This window comes from Acetobacter conturbans (genome assembly GCF_011516755.1).
Classification (GTDB): Bacteria; Pseudomonadota; Alphaproteobacteria; order Acetobacterales; family Acetobacteraceae; genus Acetobacter; species Acetobacter conturbans.
Genome location: NZ_WOSY01000001.1, coordinates 406280 through 424439, shown reverse-complemented (window position 1 = coordinate 424439; position 18160 = coordinate 406280). Strand labels below are relative to the sequence as shown.

The window sequence follows — 18160 nt, the reverse complement described above, 5'->3', positions numbered from 1 at the left end:
ATGTGGAATCCTTTGAAGGTGTGGAAAAACCAGCGGCGCTGGCGCCCGCCCTGTCCGTCGTATCGGCTGTCTTGGGCGAAAAGATGGCTCCGTGCCCGGCGGCGTCTGACGTCGCTGTCTTGCTTTCGGGAGAGCCGGAAACAGCAGGCCGCGATACCCCGGCAGCGTTCGGAGCCGGCGCCGGCTTTCCGTTCTGCGGGGACTTGGCGGCGTTAGGTTTGTGTCTCTTGAACAGCAAGAAAAAACCCCGTCACTCGTGTCTGGGCCGCCAGGCGGCCAAAATATCCGCCAACACCTTCCGTGCCTTGTATTACAAGACCGGAGCGGTCCAGTGTCAGCCGTTCTCTCCCACGGTTATACGCATAAGGAACCGGGGGACAAGGGCGTTCATGGCCGTTTTTTGCAAGGTGAACGCTTTTGAAGCGACCATCCGGCTGTGGGTTAAAATATGGTAACGGATGGGCATGGACGGCCTCCTCTCATTGGCGATAGACGGGGAGAGCTTTCAAGACGCGGGATAACGCCAATGACCATCCTCTATGACCTTTGCGGCATCGGAAATGCCATCACAGATGTGCTCGCAAAGGTAAATTTCGATTTCCTCGACAAGCAGGGACTTGTGCCCGGTAGCATGACCCTCATTGACGAGGATCGTTCCGGTGCATTGCGCGCGGCCGTGCAGGTCGAACGTGAAACCGGCGGCGGATCGGTGGCGAACAGTTGCGTGGTGGCCGCGCAGCTTGGCGCACGTGTCGCCTATCTGGGTAAAGTGTCCGGAGATGCAGCCGGCAAGGCGTTTGCCGAGGACATCCGGGGCTGTGGCGTCACGTTTCCTTCGCGTCCGCTGGATGGACGTCTGGGTGCCAATCTTTCCACTGCCAGCTGCATCGTGCTGATCACGCCGGATGGCCAGCGGACAATGAGCACCTATCTCGGCGCCTGTACGCAGTTCACACCCGACGATGTGCTGGCCGATGTCATCAACGCCTCTTCCATCGTGTATCTCGAAGGATATCTCTTCGATCCTCCGCATGCGCAGGAAGCATTCCGCCGTGCCGCCTCGATGGCGCACAAGGCCGGTCGTCAGGTGGCGCTCTCCCTTTCAGACCCGTTCTGTGTCGGGCGTCATCGCGAAGCCTTTCTTGATCTGGTGAAGGGACACATCGACATCCTGTTCGCCAACGAAAACGAAATCTGCGCCCTGTATCAGACGGAAAATTTCGAGACGGCAGCGCGTCATGCCGCAGAGGACACCAGTTTTGCCGCCCTGACGCGCTCGGAAAAAGGCAGCGTCATTATCCGGGGTGGTGAGCAGATCGTGATCGCACCAGTGCCGACGCAGGTCGTGGATACAACCGGCGCCGGGGATGCTTACGCTGCGGGTTTCCTTGCCGGCCTGACCTCGAACCGGACACTCGAGGAGTGTGGGCGTCTTGCTTCTCTGGCCGCCTCCGAGGTGATCTCGCATTACGGCGCAAGGCCGTTGTCCAATCCATGGAAAGACATGGGTTTCTGAGTAGGCAATCTGTCGGACAGGAGGAGGCGTTTTCTCCTGTCCGGGTTTTCAGTGCAGCCGATTGAGAATGATGCGGGCAGAATCGCACCAGTCCGGCGGAATGAACTGCCGCCGGATTCGTTCACGCCAGATGGCTAGGCCAGTCGGGTCGTCGAGGGTTTCGGAAATCACGCGCAGGACATCCCCTGCGTTATCCGGATCGAAATAACGCACGAAGGTGCCTCCTGCTTCCGGGATCGCAGTCGTTCCCGAGGCTAGACAGGGCTGTCCAAACAGCAGGCTCTCCGTGACCGGCAGACCCCACCCTTCGGCAAGAGAAGGGAAAATCGTGAAAAGACATCCTTCGTAGAGAGCCGCAAGCTCTGCATCTGTGGGGCTGGGAATGTGGCAGATTTTTCCATCCAGCCAGTTCGCATTGTCCAGTTGCTGAAGCAGATCGGACACCAGCCAGCCTGAACGTCCCGCGAAAATCAACGTTGGCGCATTCTCGGAGCCCCGTTCTTCCACGAGACGTCGCCAGACACGGAACAGCAGGGCATGATTTTTGCGGGCTTCCAGTGTGGAGACAAACAGCACATAGCTTCCCGCCGCAGGAAGATGAGGAAAATTATTTTGTTCAGAAGCATGTTTGCGAAAAGTGATGCCCGCTCCTATGCGGATCGGCGGTGAAAGCATGCCTATCCGTTCCTGCATTGCATACGTGGTCAGGTCACGGGCCGTCGCCGAACTGAGAGTGAAGACATGGTCGGCGAGGGGCAGGATTTTCCGGTGCCATGTCGTGAAGGTCGTGATGACGCCCTGAGCACACCATTCCGGATGAAAAACCGGAAACACATCGTGGACGAGGAGACCAAACGTCATGCGGTGGTTGTCTCGAAGCCAGCGGACGGTCTCCGCGTAATCATCCAGTTCCCAGGGGGAGCCCGGTGTAAAAAACATGTCCCCTGCACGGGCTATTTCAGAAAGAAGGTGTCCGGAAGGTGGACGGGAAGAGGTCTTTCTGCCCTTGCTGTGGTGATTGCCGACAGTGTGAGTGACGCTCCGGGCAATTCTTCCTGCCAGTCGTCCGAACTGACGCAACACATCGGCCTGGGCGCGAACCGATGCTCCCAGCAGAGCAAGGCGCTGTTCGGGAGGATTAAACGGAGCAATGGTGGTGGCTTTCAGAAGCCCCTGGGTGCGGCGTGTTCGTGAGGTGTCCTGCGTGACGGAGGCGAATAGATTTTCGATATCTTCCCATGCAACGGTTTCAAGATCCGTTGGTCCTGCAAAGCGTCGTACGAAGCCGACTCGTTCTGGATCGGACGTTGCGAGCGCGCTGCCCAGTTCGAACACAACTCGCTGAATCCCGCTTGGGCGATCATGCTGGCCGAGATAAAGCAGAAGGTCGGTGACATCGATCCAGAGTGTGGAAGGCATCAGAGTTCCCCCCGTCGACCTGCGGCCGCGCATGCATCCAGAAGGGTGTCCGCCGCGGCCTCCCAGGAGGCAGATCGGAACTCTGTCCTGATCATGTTTTTCCATTCGGCGAGGGCATCTTGATTTTGAAACGTCGATCGGATTTTATCTGCTGCGTCCTGAACATTGTCCGGATCGAAATAGCGTGCGAACCGCCCTCCTGCTTCCGGGATAGATGTGACGTCAGAGGCTAGGCATGGGGCTCCCATCGCCAGACTTTCTGTGACGGGAAGCCCCCATCCTTCGAACAGAGAGGGGAAAACCGTGAAAAGGCAGTTCTTGTAAAGATGTTTCAGTTCGGTGTCGGTCGGGTCGGCGATCAGTCTGATTTTACCCTGCAACCAGTCGGCATTATCGAGCTGCTGTAGGAGGTCTGTCACCAGCCAGCCAATCCGTCCTGCGAAAACCAGTGTGGGCACCGGTTCACTCCCGGTTTCGCTTAGAAGACGCCGCCAGACACGCAGCAGAAATCCGTGGTTTTTGCGGGCTTCGAGAGTGGATACGAACAGAATGTAGGTGCCGGGCGCAGGGAGACCGGGACAGGTGGTTTCCAGAGTGGCGTTCATATCGCTGAACCCGCATCCCATAGGCATCACGCGCACAGGGGCGGACAGATGAATGAAATGCTCCCGGGCATAACAACCGACATCGTGAGCAGTGGCGGAACTGATTGCCAGAATCTCAGAACATTGCGGCAGGCTGGTTTCGAGCCAGTGCCGGAAGTCGCGCACGAGGGAGGGGTGGCACCATTCAGGACGTCGGGCCGGGATGAGATCATGGATCAGTTGTACGGGACGAACGCCATAGCGCTCGCGGGCGAGACGGAGCCGCTCGCCAAAAAGTGGATCGCACCATGCTGCGCCGAGAATAAGCAGTATGTCGTCTTTTCGTGGGGCACATGCCAAAGGAACGGGGGTGCTGGCTGCCTGACTGGCTGAAACAGCATCGGTGCTGATAACCGGTTGGGGGTGACGGGGGCGCAGAAAGCGACGCAGCAAACGCAGGGCACGGACCTGGGAGACGCCTGCTGCAAGGAGCAGATTGCCTGTGTCGGGAGGGAGTGCCTCGAAGCTGCGGATCAGGGTTCTTCGGAGTGTTTCGAAGGAACTTGCTGCTGCAATCAGGGGAAGCCGTTCGCGCGGGCTCTCGTCCGGTCCGGTCGAGGGAAGGGGTGATCCCGAAAGTCGTTCGAACAGAGAGGATATTTCCGAAAAACAGACTTCGGCGAAAGGCTCGTCACCAGCGCCACGCCGAACGAAGCGGATATGTGCCGCTTCCTGCCGGAGTGCCGCACGTGCTTCCAGCACCGACAGAATTTCGTGGACCACACGTTGAATGCCGCTGGGTCGCGGGTTGTTTCTTGCATAATGAAAGAAATCGTCGACATCGACCCAGATCGTGCAAACAGAAGATGTGCGTGTCATGGGGTTCCATGTCAGTCTGGTCTTGGCGTACGATCATCCATCGCCGCCTATGGAGCATTCGTCAACCTGACCGCATCAGGAAAGATATTTGACACAAAATAGAAAAATTGAGACGGGTGGTGCGTGTGATAGTCAGCTGACGGCGCTTCAGAGATGTGCGGCCATTCGTGCAATCGGCGTGGTCTTTCGTTGTGGTCTGGGACGGGACCCTGAACCCGAGGCAATCCGTCATTATTTGCCATATGTAACGGACCCGACAAGCGGAGATGTGACGGCAGCCATGTTGTTGTGTCTGGCTCAGGTGGTGTCGTTATCGGAAGAGTTTCGGAGGCGATGCGGTCCTGGCGATTCTCTTTCGGAGGGCTTCATCACAACCGTGCTGAGCAGCACTCCCCATCAGAGATCCACTGCGCGTCAGCGACTATTGTTACAGAAATGCCGATCACGGGCTGAGGCTCTGGGTTTTGTGGCTTCATTTCCAGAAAATCTTGACTGCATCGAACCTTTTTACCTGCTTTATCCAAACGGTGCACCTCCTGCTGATGACAGTGCCTATGCGCTCTGGACCTGCTTGAGGGAAGACGCCTCGGCGGTGGTGTCACGCCACGCGCCACGAACGGAAAACGCACCCGCCTTCGATTTTTACATGGTGGTCGCCCCGGACAGCTTACGCGATGCAGTGCAGACACTTCACGCACTGGCAGGGCAGGCCGGTGTTGGCTGGAGGCTTCATGTCACGACGGATGCTGACAGCTTCAGGATGCTTGCAGGCGTCATGCGGCAAGAAAAAATCGTCGGTGATCTTATTCAGGAGGATGCTGGTCTTCTGGCAGGCAATTCTCCCTGGCTTGCGTTTCTCGAACCGGGAGATCGGTTGGAGGCGGGGGCGCTGGATCGCATCGTAGACTCCTTGCGATTTACCCCGGATACGGTTCTGCTTTTTACTGATGAAGACCGGATTGATGAAAACGGCAACCATGTTCACGCTCGACTGAAAGCAGCATGGAGTGACGACCAACTTCTGTTCGGCGATACCGTGGGGGACTTCGCCGTGTTCTCTCGCCAGCGCGTGCAGGAGGTGCTGCCGGACGTCAGGGTGCTTTCCGACGGTGACCGGCAGACGTGGCTTTACGCCCTGAAACTGGCGGTTGTCGAAGGCATTGATCGCCGACGAGTGTGTCATTCGTCCGGCATTCTTTTCCATCGCCTGCTGAGGCGGGAAGTTCCGGAACTGACGCGTGCACGCGCTAAAGAAGTTGCTTCGGATCATCTGGCCCGACACCGCCCAGATGTCCGGTTGCTGGTGTCGTTCTGGGTGCCGCCGATGCCGGACGGTTCACAGCGACTGCGGGTGGAGTATCCGCTGCCAAAGGGAATGCCGTCCGTGACGGTCATTATTCCCACACGCGACAGACCCGATCTGTTGCGCGCCTGTCTGGATGGAGTGCTGCATCATACGGACTATGCGCGGCTAGAGGTGCTTGTTGTCGATAATGGCAGCGTTGAAGCGGAAACGCTGGCACTTTTGGAAGAGATAGCCGCGTATCCTTGCGTGACCGTGCTTCGCGATGATGGTGTGTTCAACTGGGCGCGACTGAACAATGAAGCGGTCGCGGGCAGCGAAAGCGATCTGGTTCTTTTCCTCAATGACGATGTGTTCGTGCGTCATTCCGACTGGCTTGAGGACATGGTGCGTCAGATCCTGCGTCCCGGCGTGGGGGTTGTGGGGGCACGGCTGCTCTACCCCGACGATACAGTGCAGCATGCGGGTATCGTCGTGACACGCGACGGGGCGACGCATCTCCTGCGCGGCGCGGCTGCGGCGGATGCCGGCTATCTCGACGTTCTGGCTGTTCAGCGCGATCTGCTCGCCGTGACGGGTGCCTGCCTGCTGATGCGCAGGAGCCTCTTCGTGCAGGTTGGCGGACTGGACGAAGAGTTTGCCGTTTCCTGCAACGACATTGATCTGTGTCTACGCACGATTGCCGCAGGATGGCGCGTTGTGTGGACGCCTCACGCAACGCTCACGCATCTTGATGGAGGGACACGCGGGCGTGACGCCACGCCGCAACAGGTGGTGAAGCACTGGGGCGAAACGGCCCGCCTCGTCGGGCGGTGGCATGCGCTGATGGGGAAGGATCCCACGCTCAATCCGGCTCTGCGGGTGACAGATCATGACCTGCTGCTGGCGGAGGCTGCCACATGGCGTGAATAGGGCAAACGGTGTGCTGCGAGATGGAAATGGTTTAGAGACATCCGGGATTTAACCTTCGGCATTTGCCAATGGGGAACGAGTGATGGGTGACAGGACGGACGGGGATATGGGCGTGGACAGCGTGCACGCCGATCGGGGCTTCATGACGGACTATCTGCGTCAGTCCGCCGAAGCGATGGCCGCCTTCGCGCATCACGAGGAGTCTCAGCAGGTCATGCTCGCCATGGCGGCGCACATCGTCACGTCTCTCGAAAATGGCGGTCGGCTGCTTGTGGCCGGAAATGGTGGCAGCGCCGCTGATGCCCAGCATATTGCGGGCGAGTTCACGGCGCGTCTGATGTACGATCGCCGTCCCCTGAGTGCAGTTGCCCTGACGACCGATACGTCCGCCATCACTGCCATCGGTAATGATTACAGCTTTGCCGACATCTTTTCGCGTCAGGTCATGGCGCTGGGGCGGCCCGGCGATGTGTTTCTCGGCATCACCACCTCGGGGCGTTCCCCCAATATCCTGCGGGCGTTCGAGGCCGCGCGGGAGGCAGGGCTGGTGACAGCCGCTTTCACCGGGCATGCGGGTGTGCAGGGCGCGCACTGCAATGTGACGCTGGCAGTTCCGGCCAACTGGACGCCCGTTATCCAGCAGTTGCACATCACTGCGGCCCATATCGTCTGCGGACTGGTCGAGCGCGCCCTGTGTCCGCGTCCGGTCGGCGTCTGAGCAGCTGTTTGCCGAGGTTGCTCGTAGGGGAAGGGGTGGGAATGCCGGACGAAGCGGATAAGCCGTTTGCCGTGCCAACGGTCGATCCGGCCGAGGAAAGAGCCTTTCTGGAGCGTCGGCTGACCGATCTGCTTGAGCGCAACGCGGCGCAGGCCCGGCATATTCAGGGATTGGAAGAGCGGATCACGGAGCTGGAAACGCAGCATGTGCATAGCCGTTTCTGGCGTCTGAGATCGCTGATGGGGCAGTGGCTGAATCGGTTCCGCTGAAACGGAGGTGGGAAAGAGGCCTGCTGCCGACCTCCTTCCTCCTGGTCAATCGCTCAGAGCGGCTGAAGAATGTGAATCGCAAGGGGCGCGGCAAGCAGCGGCTCAAGGATCGCGGCCATTTCCTTGAAGTGGGGTGTTTCCATGTGCGCCTGAAGGGCTTCCCGGCTCTCCCAGCGTTCGATGAAGACAAGCGTTCCCGGTGCTTCGAGGTCGCGGTGCGGGGTGTAACCATGATTGGTGCTTTCGGCCCGGGAAGGGGCGGTGCAGGCTTTCATGGCGGCTGCGGCAGCGGCTTCAGCACCCGGCTTTACCTGAACGATGGCGACAACTTCAATCTGCGACATGAGGGATCTCCGGAAATGGAATCGGTGGATAAGAAGATGGTGCGGCGTCCGGTCAGTGTGACCGGGATCACGCTCCGGGCCAAGTGACCCGCCGGGAGTGGCGTGTTGAGCATCGTAAAGTATAATGCCCATGCAGGTTTCTGACCTGCGTGCGGACAGGTTTCACCAGACGGGAGACAAAATGGAGCGAGCGGGCGTGGAGATCACACGATGAGTCAGGATGCGATCTTGCTCGTCTTTTTCGTTTTTTGCGGTGGCATGGCCGCTCAGTGGGTCGCCTGGCGCTTCCGTCTTCCCGCCATCGTCCTGCTTTTCGTGCTGGGACTGGTGCTTGGGCCGGGGCTCGGCATTCTCCATCCATCCACGCTGGTCGGCCCGCTCTTCCACCCCATCGTCTCGCTCGCCGTGGCGCTGATCGTGTTCGAGGGAGGCATGGCGCTCGATTTCCGCCAGCTCGGTGTGGCCGGGGAAGGGGTGCTTCGCCTCACGCTTGTGGCGCTGCCGATCAACTGGCTTCTCGGCTCAATGGCGGCCCATTATGTAGGGCGTCTGGGCTGGGGCCCCGCGTTCCTGTTCGGCTCCATCGTTGTCGTGACCGGGCCTACTGTCGTGCTGCCCCTGCTGCGGCAGGCCAAGCTGCGCCCGCGTATCGCGGCCTTCCTGCGGTGGGAGGCGATTCTCAACGATCCGGTCGGTGCCATTCTCGCCACGCTGGTTCTCGAAATCCTGCTGATGAAGCCCGATGAAGGGACTTCGGCCTACTTCATCACCATTATTCCCCATGTGCTGATCAGCATGATCGTCGCGATCGGGCTGGGAGTGGGTGGCGGCTGGGCGGTGAAAGAGCTGTTCGTCCGCGACCTCATGCCGGAAACGCTCAAGATGCCGCTCCTGCTGACGCTGGCGCTGGCGGTCTTTGGCCTCGGGTCACTGTTCATGGACGGCGCCGGACTGATGGCGGCGACGGTGTTCGGCATGGCGCTCGCCAATATGCGCGTGCCGGGTCTGGGTGAGTTACAGCGGATGAAAGAGAGCCTCGTCGTTCTCATTGTTTCGCTGCTGTTCATCCTCCTGACGGCCGATCTTCAGCGTGTGGTTCTGGCGCGTTTGTCATGGTCCATTCTGGCGCTCACCTGCGCGACGATTTTCATCGTCCGCCCGCTGGGGATCTATCTTGCCACGCTGCGAAGCGGCCTGAGCGGAAGCGAGCGCATCTTCGTGGGGTGGATCGCACCCCGGGGTATCGTGGCCGCCGCTGTTGCCGGTGTCTCCGGTATTCGTCTCACCGAGGCTGGTTTCGCCGGGGCGGAGCTCGTCATGCCAGCGGTCTTTGCTGTTATCGCGGCGACCATGCTGTTGCACGGTTTCTCGCTGCGTCCTCTGGCGAGGGGGCTGAATCTCACGCTGTCCAATGTGCCGGCTCTGGCGATCATCGGAGCGAACCCATGGTCGAGCAATCTTGCGGAAGTCGTGACGCGGGCGGGAACACCCGTCACACTGGTCGATACGGCGGCGCGTGCGCTGATCCCGGCCAAGCGGGCGGGGGTGACGGTCATGCATGCTGAGATGCTCTCCGAGGCCGGATCGGAAAGTCTGGAAGAGCGGCCCGCGGATTACCTGATCGCCGCCACGCCCGACGCGATCTATAACGGCATGGTGTGCGCCCATCTCGCACCGCATTTCGGGCGTGCCCGTGTTTATCAGGTCAGTCCGGGCGTGAAGAAGCTCGATGAATATCGTGGTCTCAGCCGCGATGCCCGGGGCAAGCTTCTGGGTGAACCCGAGTGGAATTTCACGCTGCTGGACACGCTGTATCAGGATGGATGGCGCTTCATGGCGTTTCCCGTCACCGAAGGCACGCAGGCGGGGCTTTCGCGACATGATGCCGAGCGGCTGGATTTTCTGACATTACGGCCGGGAAGCGGATTCTCGATCCGGTCGGCGGAGGAGGCAATGCATGCTCCCCCGACGCCGGGAGATGTGATGATCGCCTTTGTGCCGCCAGCCGTTCCGGAGCCTAAAGCGGAGGTTGAACTGTGATGGATGCAAGCCCCATCGCCAGCGCAAGCCGCAGGTCCACTTCGGTGAGGGCGATGCACCCTTCCGTGGGGCGTTTGTCCGGCGACTGAAGGTGAAGGAAGATCGCCGATCCACGATTACGGACCGGAGGGTCATCGTTGTAACCCAGAACTCCGACGATGTCGTAAAGGTGATCGTCCCGCCATAGCGTCTCATACCGGGCAGGATGAGGAAGGGTGATCTGCCTGTTGTAATCCGGGTGGGCGGGGTCGTCGCACCAGCCGTCATGGCGGCTGATGGGCTCCACCAGAAGAGGCGCTCCATCCGGGGTGGCAGGCCCTGTCTGCGGGCGGCCTACACGGTCCGCGCGGTAGAGAATCTTGCGCAGTTTCAACGTGCCGACCGGCGTGGCGTGATCGCCTTCTTCCTTGTGCAGCGTGATGCCGGCCGCACCGATGACGGCCGGAAGAATCAGGTTCGCGCAATGCAGTTGTGCAGTGCAGCCGCTTTCAGGGATGAGTGTCGCATGTATCATGGGGGACAGGATCCAGCTTCCGGGCGGATTTATGGTTTTCGGGAGAGAACCGCTAAATGTCCGGAGTGGAGTCCGATCATACGCGATCCGATCCTCTTCTTCAGGAGAGGGCTGCGTCTTATAGCGCAATGATGGCGGACTGGAATTGGTGTTATCCTCCGTTTCATGCCAGTCTGTCACAACGCCGTGAGGCCTCGGGTCAGACACTTTTTTCCGTGGCGAAAACAGTGGATGGATCGGCTCCCTCTTGTCGCGGCGGGGAAGGGCGCTTACTGAGCCCCTAAAAAGAAGAGGTAATCAATGTCGGGCGCACGTCCTATCCTGATCGTCGATGATGACCAGACGCTGCGGCAGATGCTTGTCGAGCAGCTTCAGGTCGATGGTGAGTTCCTTGCTGTGGAGGCTGATTCCGTCGCCGCCGCGTGGGATGCCCTGCGTGCGCCGGATGCACGGTTCGACGCCATTATCCTTGACGTCACTCTTCCTGATGGTGACGGCCGGGATTTCTGTGTCGAGCTTCGCCGTGAAGGCATCCGCATGCCGATCATCATGCTGACGGGTTCGGACAACGAAGCCGACATCGTGCGCGGTCTGGATGCGGGCGCGAACGATTATGTCGCCAAGCCTTTCCGCATTGCCGAGCTTCTTGCGCGTCTGCGCGCCCAGCTCCGCATTTTCGAGAACAGTGAGGACGCGGTCTTCACTGTCGGCCCCTATACCTTCCGCCCTTCCGCGAAATTGCTCGTCGAGACCACGCGCAACAAGCGCATCCGTCTGACGGAAAAGGAAGCGGCCATCCTCAAGTTCCTCTACCGCGCCGGCACGCGTCCCGTGCCGCGCCAGGTGTTGCTGAACGAGGTCTGGGGCTACAATGCCGCCGTGACGACGCATACGCTCGAGACGCATATCTATCGTCTGCGGCAGAAGATCGAGCCCGATCCTTCCAATGCCACGCTGCTGATTACGGAAGGCGGTGGATACCGCCTCGATCCTGAAGGTGGCGCTCCGGCTGCCTGATTTTCTGAAAACCGCTCTCCCGACAAGGAAGAGCGGTTTTTTTGTCTGGATTATAAGCGGCTGTTTCAAAGTTTTCTGCTGAGCGACACCACCCATGAGGGCTCGCTCAATAGGCATGAGCTTTAAGCACTGAAGGCGAACCGGCCATGAATGAGGGCGGTGAGCATCCGAGTGAGGAAAATGCGTCGGATTGCTAGCAGAGAGCTTTTGAAGCAACCTTTAAGGCTTCGGGGCTCTTTTTGCGTTTGTCAGAAAGACCGTTGTCGATGCGGTCATTCCAGTAAATCCATGGGAACGTGACATCTTCCAATGGTTACGAAAGTCACCTCTTCCGCATGCTCGAAAGATGCATTGGCGTTGCCAGCCGTATGTTTTCCGACAAATCTTGGGAAACACAGTGTTAGCCACGAAGCGTGGAGAGTGCCTTTGTCTCTCAGCAGCCTTACCCGAGGCTGAAACCTGCGTGTTTCCCGGTTTTCGATATATTTTAGAATTTTACCGCGGTTCGCGGCTTCGGGGACGTCAACAACGATGATGTCTTGTGCCGCCATATTCAATGCGACGAAATCCGGACAGGTTCCTGCCGTCTGTCAGGCCTGCCCGGATAAAGATTGACCGACATAAAGAATAAGGTCGGGCGCTCCCCGAACCCGGAAGGAGCCGCAGGCCCCTTCACCCCAATCTGTTGATCAATATGCCGAGTTCTAAAGGTTGCGGCCTTTGGGGGTGGGTAGGGAGCCTAAAGGCTGTCTACCCCTGTGCCAGCTTCAACGCGGGTGGGCATAATTCGTATCGAAAGCGATGTTGAAGCCGGGCAATGAAACGAGTGCCACCCAGAGTAAAAGGCTGTCCCAAAGTGGTTCCGCAAACCGCAAGAACAGGGGGCTATTACGCTCCCAGATCTATCATCACGGGCACATGATCTGACGGAGGAGCCCAGTCACGTGCCTCACGGATGATCTGCATGCCGTGGAGCGCATCCTTCAGGTCTGGCGTGACCCAGATATGGTCCAGTCGTCGCCCTCTATTTGAAGCGCTCCAGTCGCGGTTGCGGTAGGACCACCATGTGTAGAGCTTTTCGGTGGGCGGCACGAAATGGCGCATCGCATCCACGAAGCCGGTGTCCCGCCAGGCGTCGAGCCGCGTGGTCTCGGGCGGTGTGTGGCTGACCACCTTCAGAAGCTGCTTGTGGCTCCACACGTCGTGCTCAAGCGGGGCGATGTTCAGGTCGCCCACAATCACGGTGCGTTTACGGTGATGGGTCTGGAACCACTCCGTCACCTGATCCACAAACGCGAGCTTATGGGCGAATTTCGGGTTCTCGTCTTCGTCCGGAATGTCACCGCCGGCCGGGACATAAAAATTGTGGATTTCGACAGGTCCATGCTCACCTGCAACACGGGCGGAGACATGACGGCAGTCGCCGCGCTCGCACCAGTCGGGGGTGTCCGGAACCGGGGCAAGCGGATGGCGTGAGAGGATCGCCACGCCATTATAGCTTTTCATGCCGCGACGAACCTGATGCGGATAGCCGAGTTCCGTCAGCGCTTCGGCCGGGAACAGCGGATCCGGCACCTTTGTTTCCTGAAGGCAGATCACGTCAGGACGCAGTTGCCGGTCCATCTCCGCAAGCAGCGGCAGACGGAGACGCAGAGAGTTGATGTTCCAGGTCACGATACGCATGGGGCGTGGTGGATCGCTCAAACGAAGGGCTGAGGCAAGGGGGATTCGGACAGGTCTGGCCACCACCGTGTCGGGCAGGGCACACTGATGCTCTTGCAAACTCCCGACATGGACCCGATTTCCATCCCATGACATCCGATCCCAGCCGTCCGGCCCTCTCCGCGGAGGCGCTCGCCCTCCACAATTCGCTGCTCACGCTCGATAGCCATATCGACATCCCCTGGCCTGACCGGGACGATGCGTTTCTCGATACGCCGGATCGCTTCGTCGATTTCCCCAAGATGAAGCGCGGCCATCTCTCGGCAGGGTGCTTCGTCGCCTATATCGCGCAGGGGACGGTGGATGCGGAGGGGCACAAGGCGGCGCAGGCGCAGACCCTCGCCATGCTGGAGGCGATCAGCCGCATGCAGGGGACGCGGAACGGCATCTCCGCCCGTGTCTGCCCGACCGTCGATGAGATCGAAGCGGCTTATCGTGAAGACGTGCTGGCGGTCGTGCCCGGCGTGGAGAACGGTTACGGCATGGGCGACGATATCGGCATGCTGGCGAAGTTTCGCGCGCTCGGTGCCCGCTACGTCACCCTGACCCACAACGGCCACAATGCACTGGCGGATTCCGGCCAGCCCAGCCGTCGGCTTGGCGATCCGGAGGCACGTCATGGGGGGCTATCCGCTCTGGGCCGCGAGACGATTGCCGAGATGAACCGGCTCGGGATGCTGGTGGATGTGTCGCATACGGCGCGGGCCACCATGCTGCAGGCGGTGGAAGTCTCCTCCGTGCCGGTTGTGGCGACACATGCCTGCGTGAAGGCGCTCTGCGACCACCCGCGCAATCTTGATGACGTGCAGCTTGATGCGCTGAAGGCCAGCGGAGGCCTCATCCAGATCACGGCCATCGGGGGCTTCCTGCGTTCCCGCGCGGAACTGGCCGGACGGAAGGCGACGGTGGCCGATTACATGGACCACCTCGATTACGTCGTGAAGCGGCTCGGGCCGGAGTATGTCGGGATTTCTTCGGACTTCGATGGTGGGGGGCAGCTTGACGGCTGGGAAAATGCGGCGGCCTCACCGGCCCTGACGGCGGAGCTGATGCGACGCGGCTATGATCGCAGTGAAATTCAGGCGTTCTGGGGTGGTAACTTCCGGCGTTTGCTCCGAGAGGCAGAGGCGGCGGCGGCGACGGGAGCCTGAGAACGTCGGATTCGCTCGTGTGAACAAAGCAGGACCGGGCCGTCAGAAGGCAATTCGCCCGGGACTGTCGATTTTGTCCACGTCCGGGATTGACTCCCTGTATAGCCATCCATTTTTGGCGATTCGCCGCTATGGGAAATATGTTCCCGTGATAAAAACGAGTGAAATCAATAAGTTGAATTGTATGCTTAAAAATTATGCAATCCAAGATTCAGGGCGGAAAACCGCGCCGTCCATCAATCTGTCATCTTCCGTTCCACAGAGTTATCCACATGTTCAGTGGATGAAACTTCCATGACGAATGAAACCCTTGGAGCGACTGCGGAAATGCCGGAGTCCCCGGTGACGGGAGTGGAGGTGATTCAGGCTGCCCTGAAGACCATGCCGCTTTCGCCAGGGGTCTATCGGATGATCAGCGCGAAGGGGGATGTGCTCTACGTCGGAAAGGCGCGGGCGCTGAAGAAGCGCGTGACGTCCTACACGCAGCTTTCCCGCCTGCCCGAGCGCCTGCGCCGGATGGTGTCGGAGACGGCCTCCATGGAGATCGTCACGACACACACGGAGGCCGAGGCGCTGCTGCTTGAGGCCAATTACATCAAGCGCATGAAGCCGCGCTTCAACATCCTGCTGCGTGACGACAAGACCTATCCCTGGCTGATGCTGTCCGAGCAGCATGCCTTTCCGCAACTCGCCAAGCATCGCGGCAAGATGGAGAAAGGCGCGAGCTACTGGGGACCGTTCGCCTCGGCATGGGCCGTGAATCAGACCATCATCATCCTGCAGCGTGTGTTCCAGTTGCGGACCTGCTCGGACTCCATGTTCGCGTCCCGCACGCGACCCTGTCTGCTGTTCCAGATCAAACGATGCTGCGCACCCTGTGTCGATCGGATCAGTGAGCCGGACTACGAGCATCTGGTCAGGCAGGCGAAGGAGTTCCTCGCCGGGGAAGGCGCTCCCCTGAAGGCGGAATTTGCCGCCGAGATGGAGAAGGCCGCCGAGGGGCTCGATTATGAGCGGGCTGCCGTGCTGCGCGATCGCATCAGGGCACTGTCCAGCATGCAGGACTCCACTGTGGTCAATCCCGCGAGCATCCGGGATGCGGATGTCATCGCGGTCTGGCAAACGGCGGGGCAGGCCTGCATTCAGGTGTTTTTCATTCGCGGCGGCCGCAACAACGGCAACCGGGCCTTCTATCCGGCTCACACGAAAGACGAGACGGATTCCGACATTCTGGCGGCCTTCCTCGCCCAATTTTACGACGATAAGCCGCCGCCCGGGCTGCTGCTGGTAAACCGGGATCTTACGGAGGCATCTCTGCTGGCTGAGGCGCTGGGCATCAAGCGCGGTCACAAGGTGGAAATCCTGCGTCCGCAGCGGGGCGAGCGGCGTGAGGTCATCGAGCACGCCGAAACCAATGCCCGCGAGGCGCTGGAGCGGAAGCTGGCCGAGACGGCCGGGCAGGCAAAGCTGCTGGAAGGGGTGGCGACGGTGTTGAAGCTGGATACGCCCCCGAACCGCATCGAGGTCTACGACAACAGCCATATCATGGGGACGAATCCCTATGGTGTGATGATCGTCGGGGGGCCGGAGGGTTTCGACCGGCGCTCCTATCGGAAATACAGCATCAAGAGCGGCATCACGCCGGGCGATGATTTCGGCATGATGCGGGAGGTGCTGGAGCGCCGGTTCGGACGCGCCCTCAAGGAAGCCGCGGAGCAGGGGCGGGAGAAGTCAGTCGACTGGCCGGACGTGCTGCTGATCGACGGCGGTGCGGGGCAATATTCCGCCGTGCGTGGCGTGCTGGATTCGCTTGGTGTGACGGACGTGAAGCTGGTCTCGATCGCCAAGGGCCCGGACCGGAATGCCGGTCGGGAATGGTTCCATACTGGGGACGCACCGCCATTTCAGCTCGAACCGCGCGATCCGGTGCTCTACTACCTTCAGCGCCTGCGTGACGAAGCGCACCGGTTCGCCATCACCACGCACCGGGCTGGCCGCTCCAAGTCGCTGATCAAGTCTGAACTGGACGAGATTCCCGGTGTCGGGCCAGCGCGAAAACGGGCGCTCCTCAACCATTTCGGCTCTGCGCGCAGTGTCGGTCAGGCGGGTCTTGCTGAACTGGAGGGGGTATCGGGAGTGAACCGGGAGACGGCCCGTACGGTCTACGGGCATTTCCATCCGGACTGGACGCCTGCCGCCTAGCGCAGGGGTGACTGGAAAAATGGTCATGAAAGCGCCATCTCCATGAAGGCAAATACTGCGGTGCATGCGGCGCAACGCCGTTCCTGTCCGCGTCAAAGTGGAGTATCGTGGTCCTCATGATAACCGATCTGCCGAATCTCCTGACTTTGTCGCGGATCGTCGCCATTCCCGTTCTGGTTGTGCTTGTGGCTCTCAACCGACCGGAGGCGGCAGCGTCTGCCTGTCTGCTGTTCATCGCGGCGGCGGTGACGGATTATTTTGACGGCCATCTGGCGCGGTCCCGCCAGTTGCAGTCCGATCTGGGACGTATGCTCGATCCCATCGCGGACAAGCTGCTCGTAGGGGCATCTCTGATGGTGCTCGCAGGGCTCGGCAAGATGCCCTACGGGGCGTTGTGGCCTGCGGTTGTCATACTTTGTCGTGAAATTCTTGTCAGCGGCCTGCGTGAATATCTCGCCGGAACCCGCATCAGCCTGCCGGTCACGCGGCTGGCCAAGTGGAAAACAGGTTTCCAGATGACCGCCATCGGGTTCCTTCTCGCGGGCGACAGCACGGGCGTGCTTCTGGGCATGCCCTGGCTGCCGGTCGGGCTTATCGGGGCGATCATGCTGTGGGTTGCGGCCGTTCTGACGCTCATCACGGGATGGGACTATCTGGTCGCCGGGCTTCGCCATGTGGAGCGGGCAAGTAATGTCGGCAAAAAATCCCCTGACCCGGCAGGTTGATCCGTGACCTGTTCGCCACGCCGCGTCCTTCTCGTGCCATAAGGGTGCGAAAGAAGGCGGGTTTTAGGTAAGCTGTAATTTACCTGAGGCTGTCAGGCTTGTATCAAGCAGGCCGAAACGAGCCATCTGGACGGGGAAGACTAATGCGGAAAGCCGCTCTTGTGGCGTCATTACTGGTGTTGAGCGGTTGTTCGGGCTTTGATAAATGGCTTACTGACACGGCGACATTGCCCGGTGCGAATCCCAATCTGCCGGGTGGAGAGTCGGAAACGCTGCGCCGCGTGAAAGGCTATGCCGCTTCGGAAACGCCGATTCTGCCGGAAAGCGGTAATATCTGGCCCGGTGCGCCCCGCCCTCTGCCATCCCTGTCAGATGTGGCTTCCGATCACGACACGATACTGGGAAGCAGCAAAAGCGACCTCCCGGATGGTGGCAAGCTCGCGATCGGCGAAGACGTGGATGATTCCTTCTCCGGCGCGGGTGCAAAGGCTGCTCTCCCCAGCGTAGAGCCGGATGTCGCCGAGAAATACGGCGCGGGCAAGATGAACACGTCCACCATCGAGATTCCGAACGGAGATGGCACGACGACGCTCATTCATCCGGACGGATCGATCAGCACTGTGCGGTCTTCGACGCTGCACCATGCGACCGCTCCGGCAAAGAACGCGAAGGCTGTGGGTGCGAAGTCGTTACCTTCTGCGGACGCCCATGACAGCAAGGCAGTGATCGTGCCCGTCACGCCGCTTCTTGCGCAGCCGGCCGGTCAGTAAGGGACCACAGGTGGCCCATCTGCCGCCAATAATCCGGAACGTGCGGATCAGCAGCGCATATTGCTGACGATTTTC

16 protein-coding genes are annotated in these 18160 nt (G+C 60.1%); 11 read left to right on the top strand and 5 right to left on the bottom strand.

The window, feature by feature from the left end:
* The first annotated feature begins 2 nt into the window (after positions 1-2).
* Positions 3-455, top strand: coding sequence for a hypothetical protein (locus GOB81_RS17945; protein WP_173568640.1), 453 nt, complete (start codon positions 3-5; stop codon positions 453-455).
* 71 nt (positions 456-526) lie between these two features.
* Positions 527-1516 (top strand): adenosine kinase, encoded by a 990-nt coding sequence (locus tag GOB81_RS01790; RefSeq protein ID WP_194299738.1) that lies wholly within the window; start codon positions 527-529, stop codon positions 1514-1516.
* A 48-nt stretch (positions 1517-1564) separates the two neighbouring features.
* On the opposite strand, the gene GOB81_RS01785 is transcribed toward GOB81_RS01790, so the two are convergent.
* Together GOB81_RS01785 and GOB81_RS01780 are read right to left on the bottom strand one after the other, a co-directional pair.
* Positions 1565-2935 carry a glycosyltransferase family 4 protein gene (locus GOB81_RS01785; RefSeq protein WP_173568639.1) on the bottom strand — a complete coding sequence of 457 codons (1371 nt, stop codon included), beginning with the start codon at positions 2933-2935 and terminating at the stop codon, positions 1565-1567.
* Positions 2935-4398: a glycosyltransferase family 4 protein gene (locus tag GOB81_RS01780; protein ID WP_173568638.1), complete on the bottom strand. Its 1464-nt coding sequence runs from the start codon at positions 4396-4398 to the stop codon at positions 2935-2937. The genes GOB81_RS01785 and GOB81_RS01780 overlap by 1 nt, the downstream gene beginning before the upstream one ends.
* 466 nt (positions 4399-4864) lie before the next feature.
* Between GOB81_RS01780 and GOB81_RS01775 the strand changes: the two genes are divergently transcribed.
* From GOB81_RS01775 to GOB81_RS01765, 3 genes are all read left to right on the top strand, one after another.
* Complete coding sequence (locus GOB81_RS01775; protein ID WP_338421287.1) at positions 4865-6613, top strand: glycosyltransferase family 2 protein; 1749 nt, start codon at positions 4865-4867, stop codon at positions 6611-6613.
* Positions 6614-6695: 82 nt separating this feature from the next.
* Entirely contained in the window at positions 6696-7331 is a 636-nt protein-coding gene (locus GOB81_RS01770) for a D-sedoheptulose 7-phosphate isomerase (protein WP_173568636.1), read from the top strand.
* Positions 7332-7372: 41 nt separating this feature from the next.
* The gene (locus GOB81_RS01765) at positions 7373-7600 is read left to right on the top strand and encodes a hypothetical protein (RefSeq protein ID WP_173568635.1); all 228 of its coding nucleotides are present in this window, start codon (positions 7373-7375) and stop codon (positions 7598-7600) included.
* Between the two features lie 53 nt (positions 7601-7653).
* Here the strand turns inward: GOB81_RS01765 and GOB81_RS01760 are convergent, their stop codons facing one another.
* Positions 7654-7944, bottom strand: coding sequence for a putative quinol monooxygenase (locus GOB81_RS01760; RefSeq protein WP_173568634.1), 291 nt, complete (start codon positions 7942-7944; stop codon positions 7654-7656).
* Positions 7945-8154: 210 nt separating this feature from the next.
* Here GOB81_RS01760 and GOB81_RS01755 point away from each other — a divergent pair, with 210 nt between their 5' ends.
* Positions 8155-9984, top strand: a complete 1830-nt coding sequence (locus tag GOB81_RS01755) for a cation:proton antiporter (protein WP_173568633.1) — start codon at positions 8155-8157, stop codon at positions 9982-9984.
* Here the strand turns inward: GOB81_RS01755 and GOB81_RS01750 are convergent.
* Positions 9962-10498 (bottom strand): L,D-transpeptidase family protein, encoded by a 537-nt coding sequence (locus GOB81_RS01750; RefSeq protein WP_173568632.1) that lies wholly within the window; start codon positions 10496-10498, stop codon positions 9962-9964. The two genes, GOB81_RS01755 and GOB81_RS01750, sit on opposite strands and share 23 nt — an antisense overlap.
* A gap of 300 nt (positions 10499-10798) precedes the next feature.
* On the opposite strand from GOB81_RS01750, the gene GOB81_RS01745 reads away from it, so the two are divergent.
* Positions 10799-11515, top strand: a complete 717-nt coding sequence (locus GOB81_RS01745) for a response regulator transcription factor (RefSeq protein ID WP_173568631.1) — start codon at positions 10799-10801, stop codon at positions 11513-11515.
* An 888-nt stretch (positions 11516-12403) separates the two neighbouring features.
* Here the strand turns inward: GOB81_RS01745 and GOB81_RS01740 are convergent.
* Positions 12404-13198 (bottom strand): exodeoxyribonuclease III, encoded by a 795-nt coding sequence (locus tag GOB81_RS01740; protein ID WP_173568630.1) that lies wholly within the window; start codon positions 13196-13198, stop codon positions 12404-12406.
* A gap of 128 nt (positions 13199-13326) precedes the next feature.
* Here GOB81_RS01740 and GOB81_RS01735 point away from each other — a divergent pair, with 128 nt between their 5' ends.
* From GOB81_RS01735 to GOB81_RS01720, 4 genes are all read left to right on the top strand, one after another.
* Positions 13327-14388: a dipeptidase gene (locus GOB81_RS01735; RefSeq protein ID WP_173568629.1), complete on the top strand. Its 1062-nt coding sequence runs from the start codon at positions 13327-13329 to the stop codon at positions 14386-14388.
* Between the two features lie 294 nt (positions 14389-14682).
* The gene (uvrC, locus tag GOB81_RS01730; RefSeq protein ID WP_173568628.1) at positions 14683-16590 is read left to right on the top strand and encodes an excinuclease ABC subunit UvrC; all 1908 of its coding nucleotides are present in this window, start codon (positions 14683-14685) and stop codon (positions 16588-16590) included.
* Between the two features lie 116 nt (positions 16591-16706).
* The gene (gene pgsA, locus GOB81_RS01725) at positions 16707-17315 is read left to right on the top strand and encodes a CDP-diacylglycerol--glycerol-3-phosphate 3-phosphatidyltransferase (protein ID WP_173568627.1); all 609 of its coding nucleotides are present in this window, start codon (positions 16707-16709) and stop codon (positions 17313-17315) included.
* 143 nt (positions 17316-17458) lie between these two features.
* A complete protein-coding gene (locus tag GOB81_RS01720) occupies positions 17459-18085 on the top strand; it encodes a hypothetical protein (RefSeq protein WP_173568626.1) in 627 nt (208 codons plus the stop codon).
* Positions 18086-18160: the final 75 nt, after the last annotated feature.

What these genes read in the sequence shown, in the direction of transcription:
- GOB81_RS01745 (WP_173568631.1), top strand. Translation starts at nt 10,799, where the DNA reads ATGTCGGGCGCACGTCCTATCCTGATCGTCGATGATGACCAGACGCTG.
- uvrC (WP_173568628.1), top strand. Translation starts at nt 14,683, where the DNA reads ATGACGAATGAAACCCTTGGAGCGACTGCGGAAATGCCGGAGTCCCCG.
- pgsA (WP_173568627.1), top strand. Translation starts at nt 16,707, where the DNA reads ATGATAACCGATCTGCCGAATCTCCTGACTTTGTCGCGGATCGTCGCC.
- GOB81_RS01790 (WP_194299738.1), top strand. Translation starts at nt 527, where the DNA reads ATGACCATCCTCTATGACCTTTGCGGCATCGGAAATGCCATCACAGAT.
- GOB81_RS01780 (WP_173568638.1), bottom strand. Translation starts at nt 4,398, where the DNA reads ATGACACGCACATCTTCTGTTTGCACGATCTGGGTCGATGTCGACGAT.
- GOB81_RS01755 (WP_173568633.1), top strand. Translation starts at nt 8,155, where the DNA reads ATGAGTCAGGATGCGATCTTGCTCGTCTTTTTCGTTTTTTGCGGTGGC.
- GOB81_RS01750 (WP_173568632.1), bottom strand. Translation starts at nt 10,498, where the DNA reads ATGATACATGCGACACTCATCCCTGAAAGCGGCTGCACTGCACAACTG.
- GOB81_RS01740 (WP_173568630.1), bottom strand. Translation starts at nt 13,198, where the DNA reads ATGCGTATCGTGACCTGGAACATCAACTCTCTGCGTCTCCGTCTGCCG.
- GOB81_RS01785 (WP_173568639.1), bottom strand. Translation starts at nt 2,935, where the DNA reads ATGCCTTCCACACTCTGGATCGATGTCACCGACCTTCTGCTTTATCTC.
- GOB81_RS01720 (WP_173568626.1), top strand. Translation starts at nt 17,459, where the DNA reads ATGCGGAAAGCCGCTCTTGTGGCGTCATTACTGGTGTTGAGCGGTTGT.
- GOB81_RS01760 (WP_173568634.1), bottom strand. Translation starts at nt 7,944, where the DNA reads ATGTCGCAGATTGAAGTTGTCGCCATCGTTCAGGTAAAGCCGGGTGCT.
- GOB81_RS01735 (WP_173568629.1), top strand. Translation starts at nt 13,327, where the DNA reads ATGACATCCGATCCCAGCCGTCCGGCCCTCTCCGCGGAGGCGCTCGCC.
- GOB81_RS01770 (WP_173568636.1), top strand. Translation starts at nt 6,696, where the DNA reads ATGGGTGACAGGACGGACGGGGATATGGGCGTGGACAGCGTGCACGCC.
- GOB81_RS01765 (WP_173568635.1), top strand. Translation starts at nt 7,373, where the DNA reads ATGCCGGACGAAGCGGATAAGCCGTTTGCCGTGCCAACGGTCGATCCG.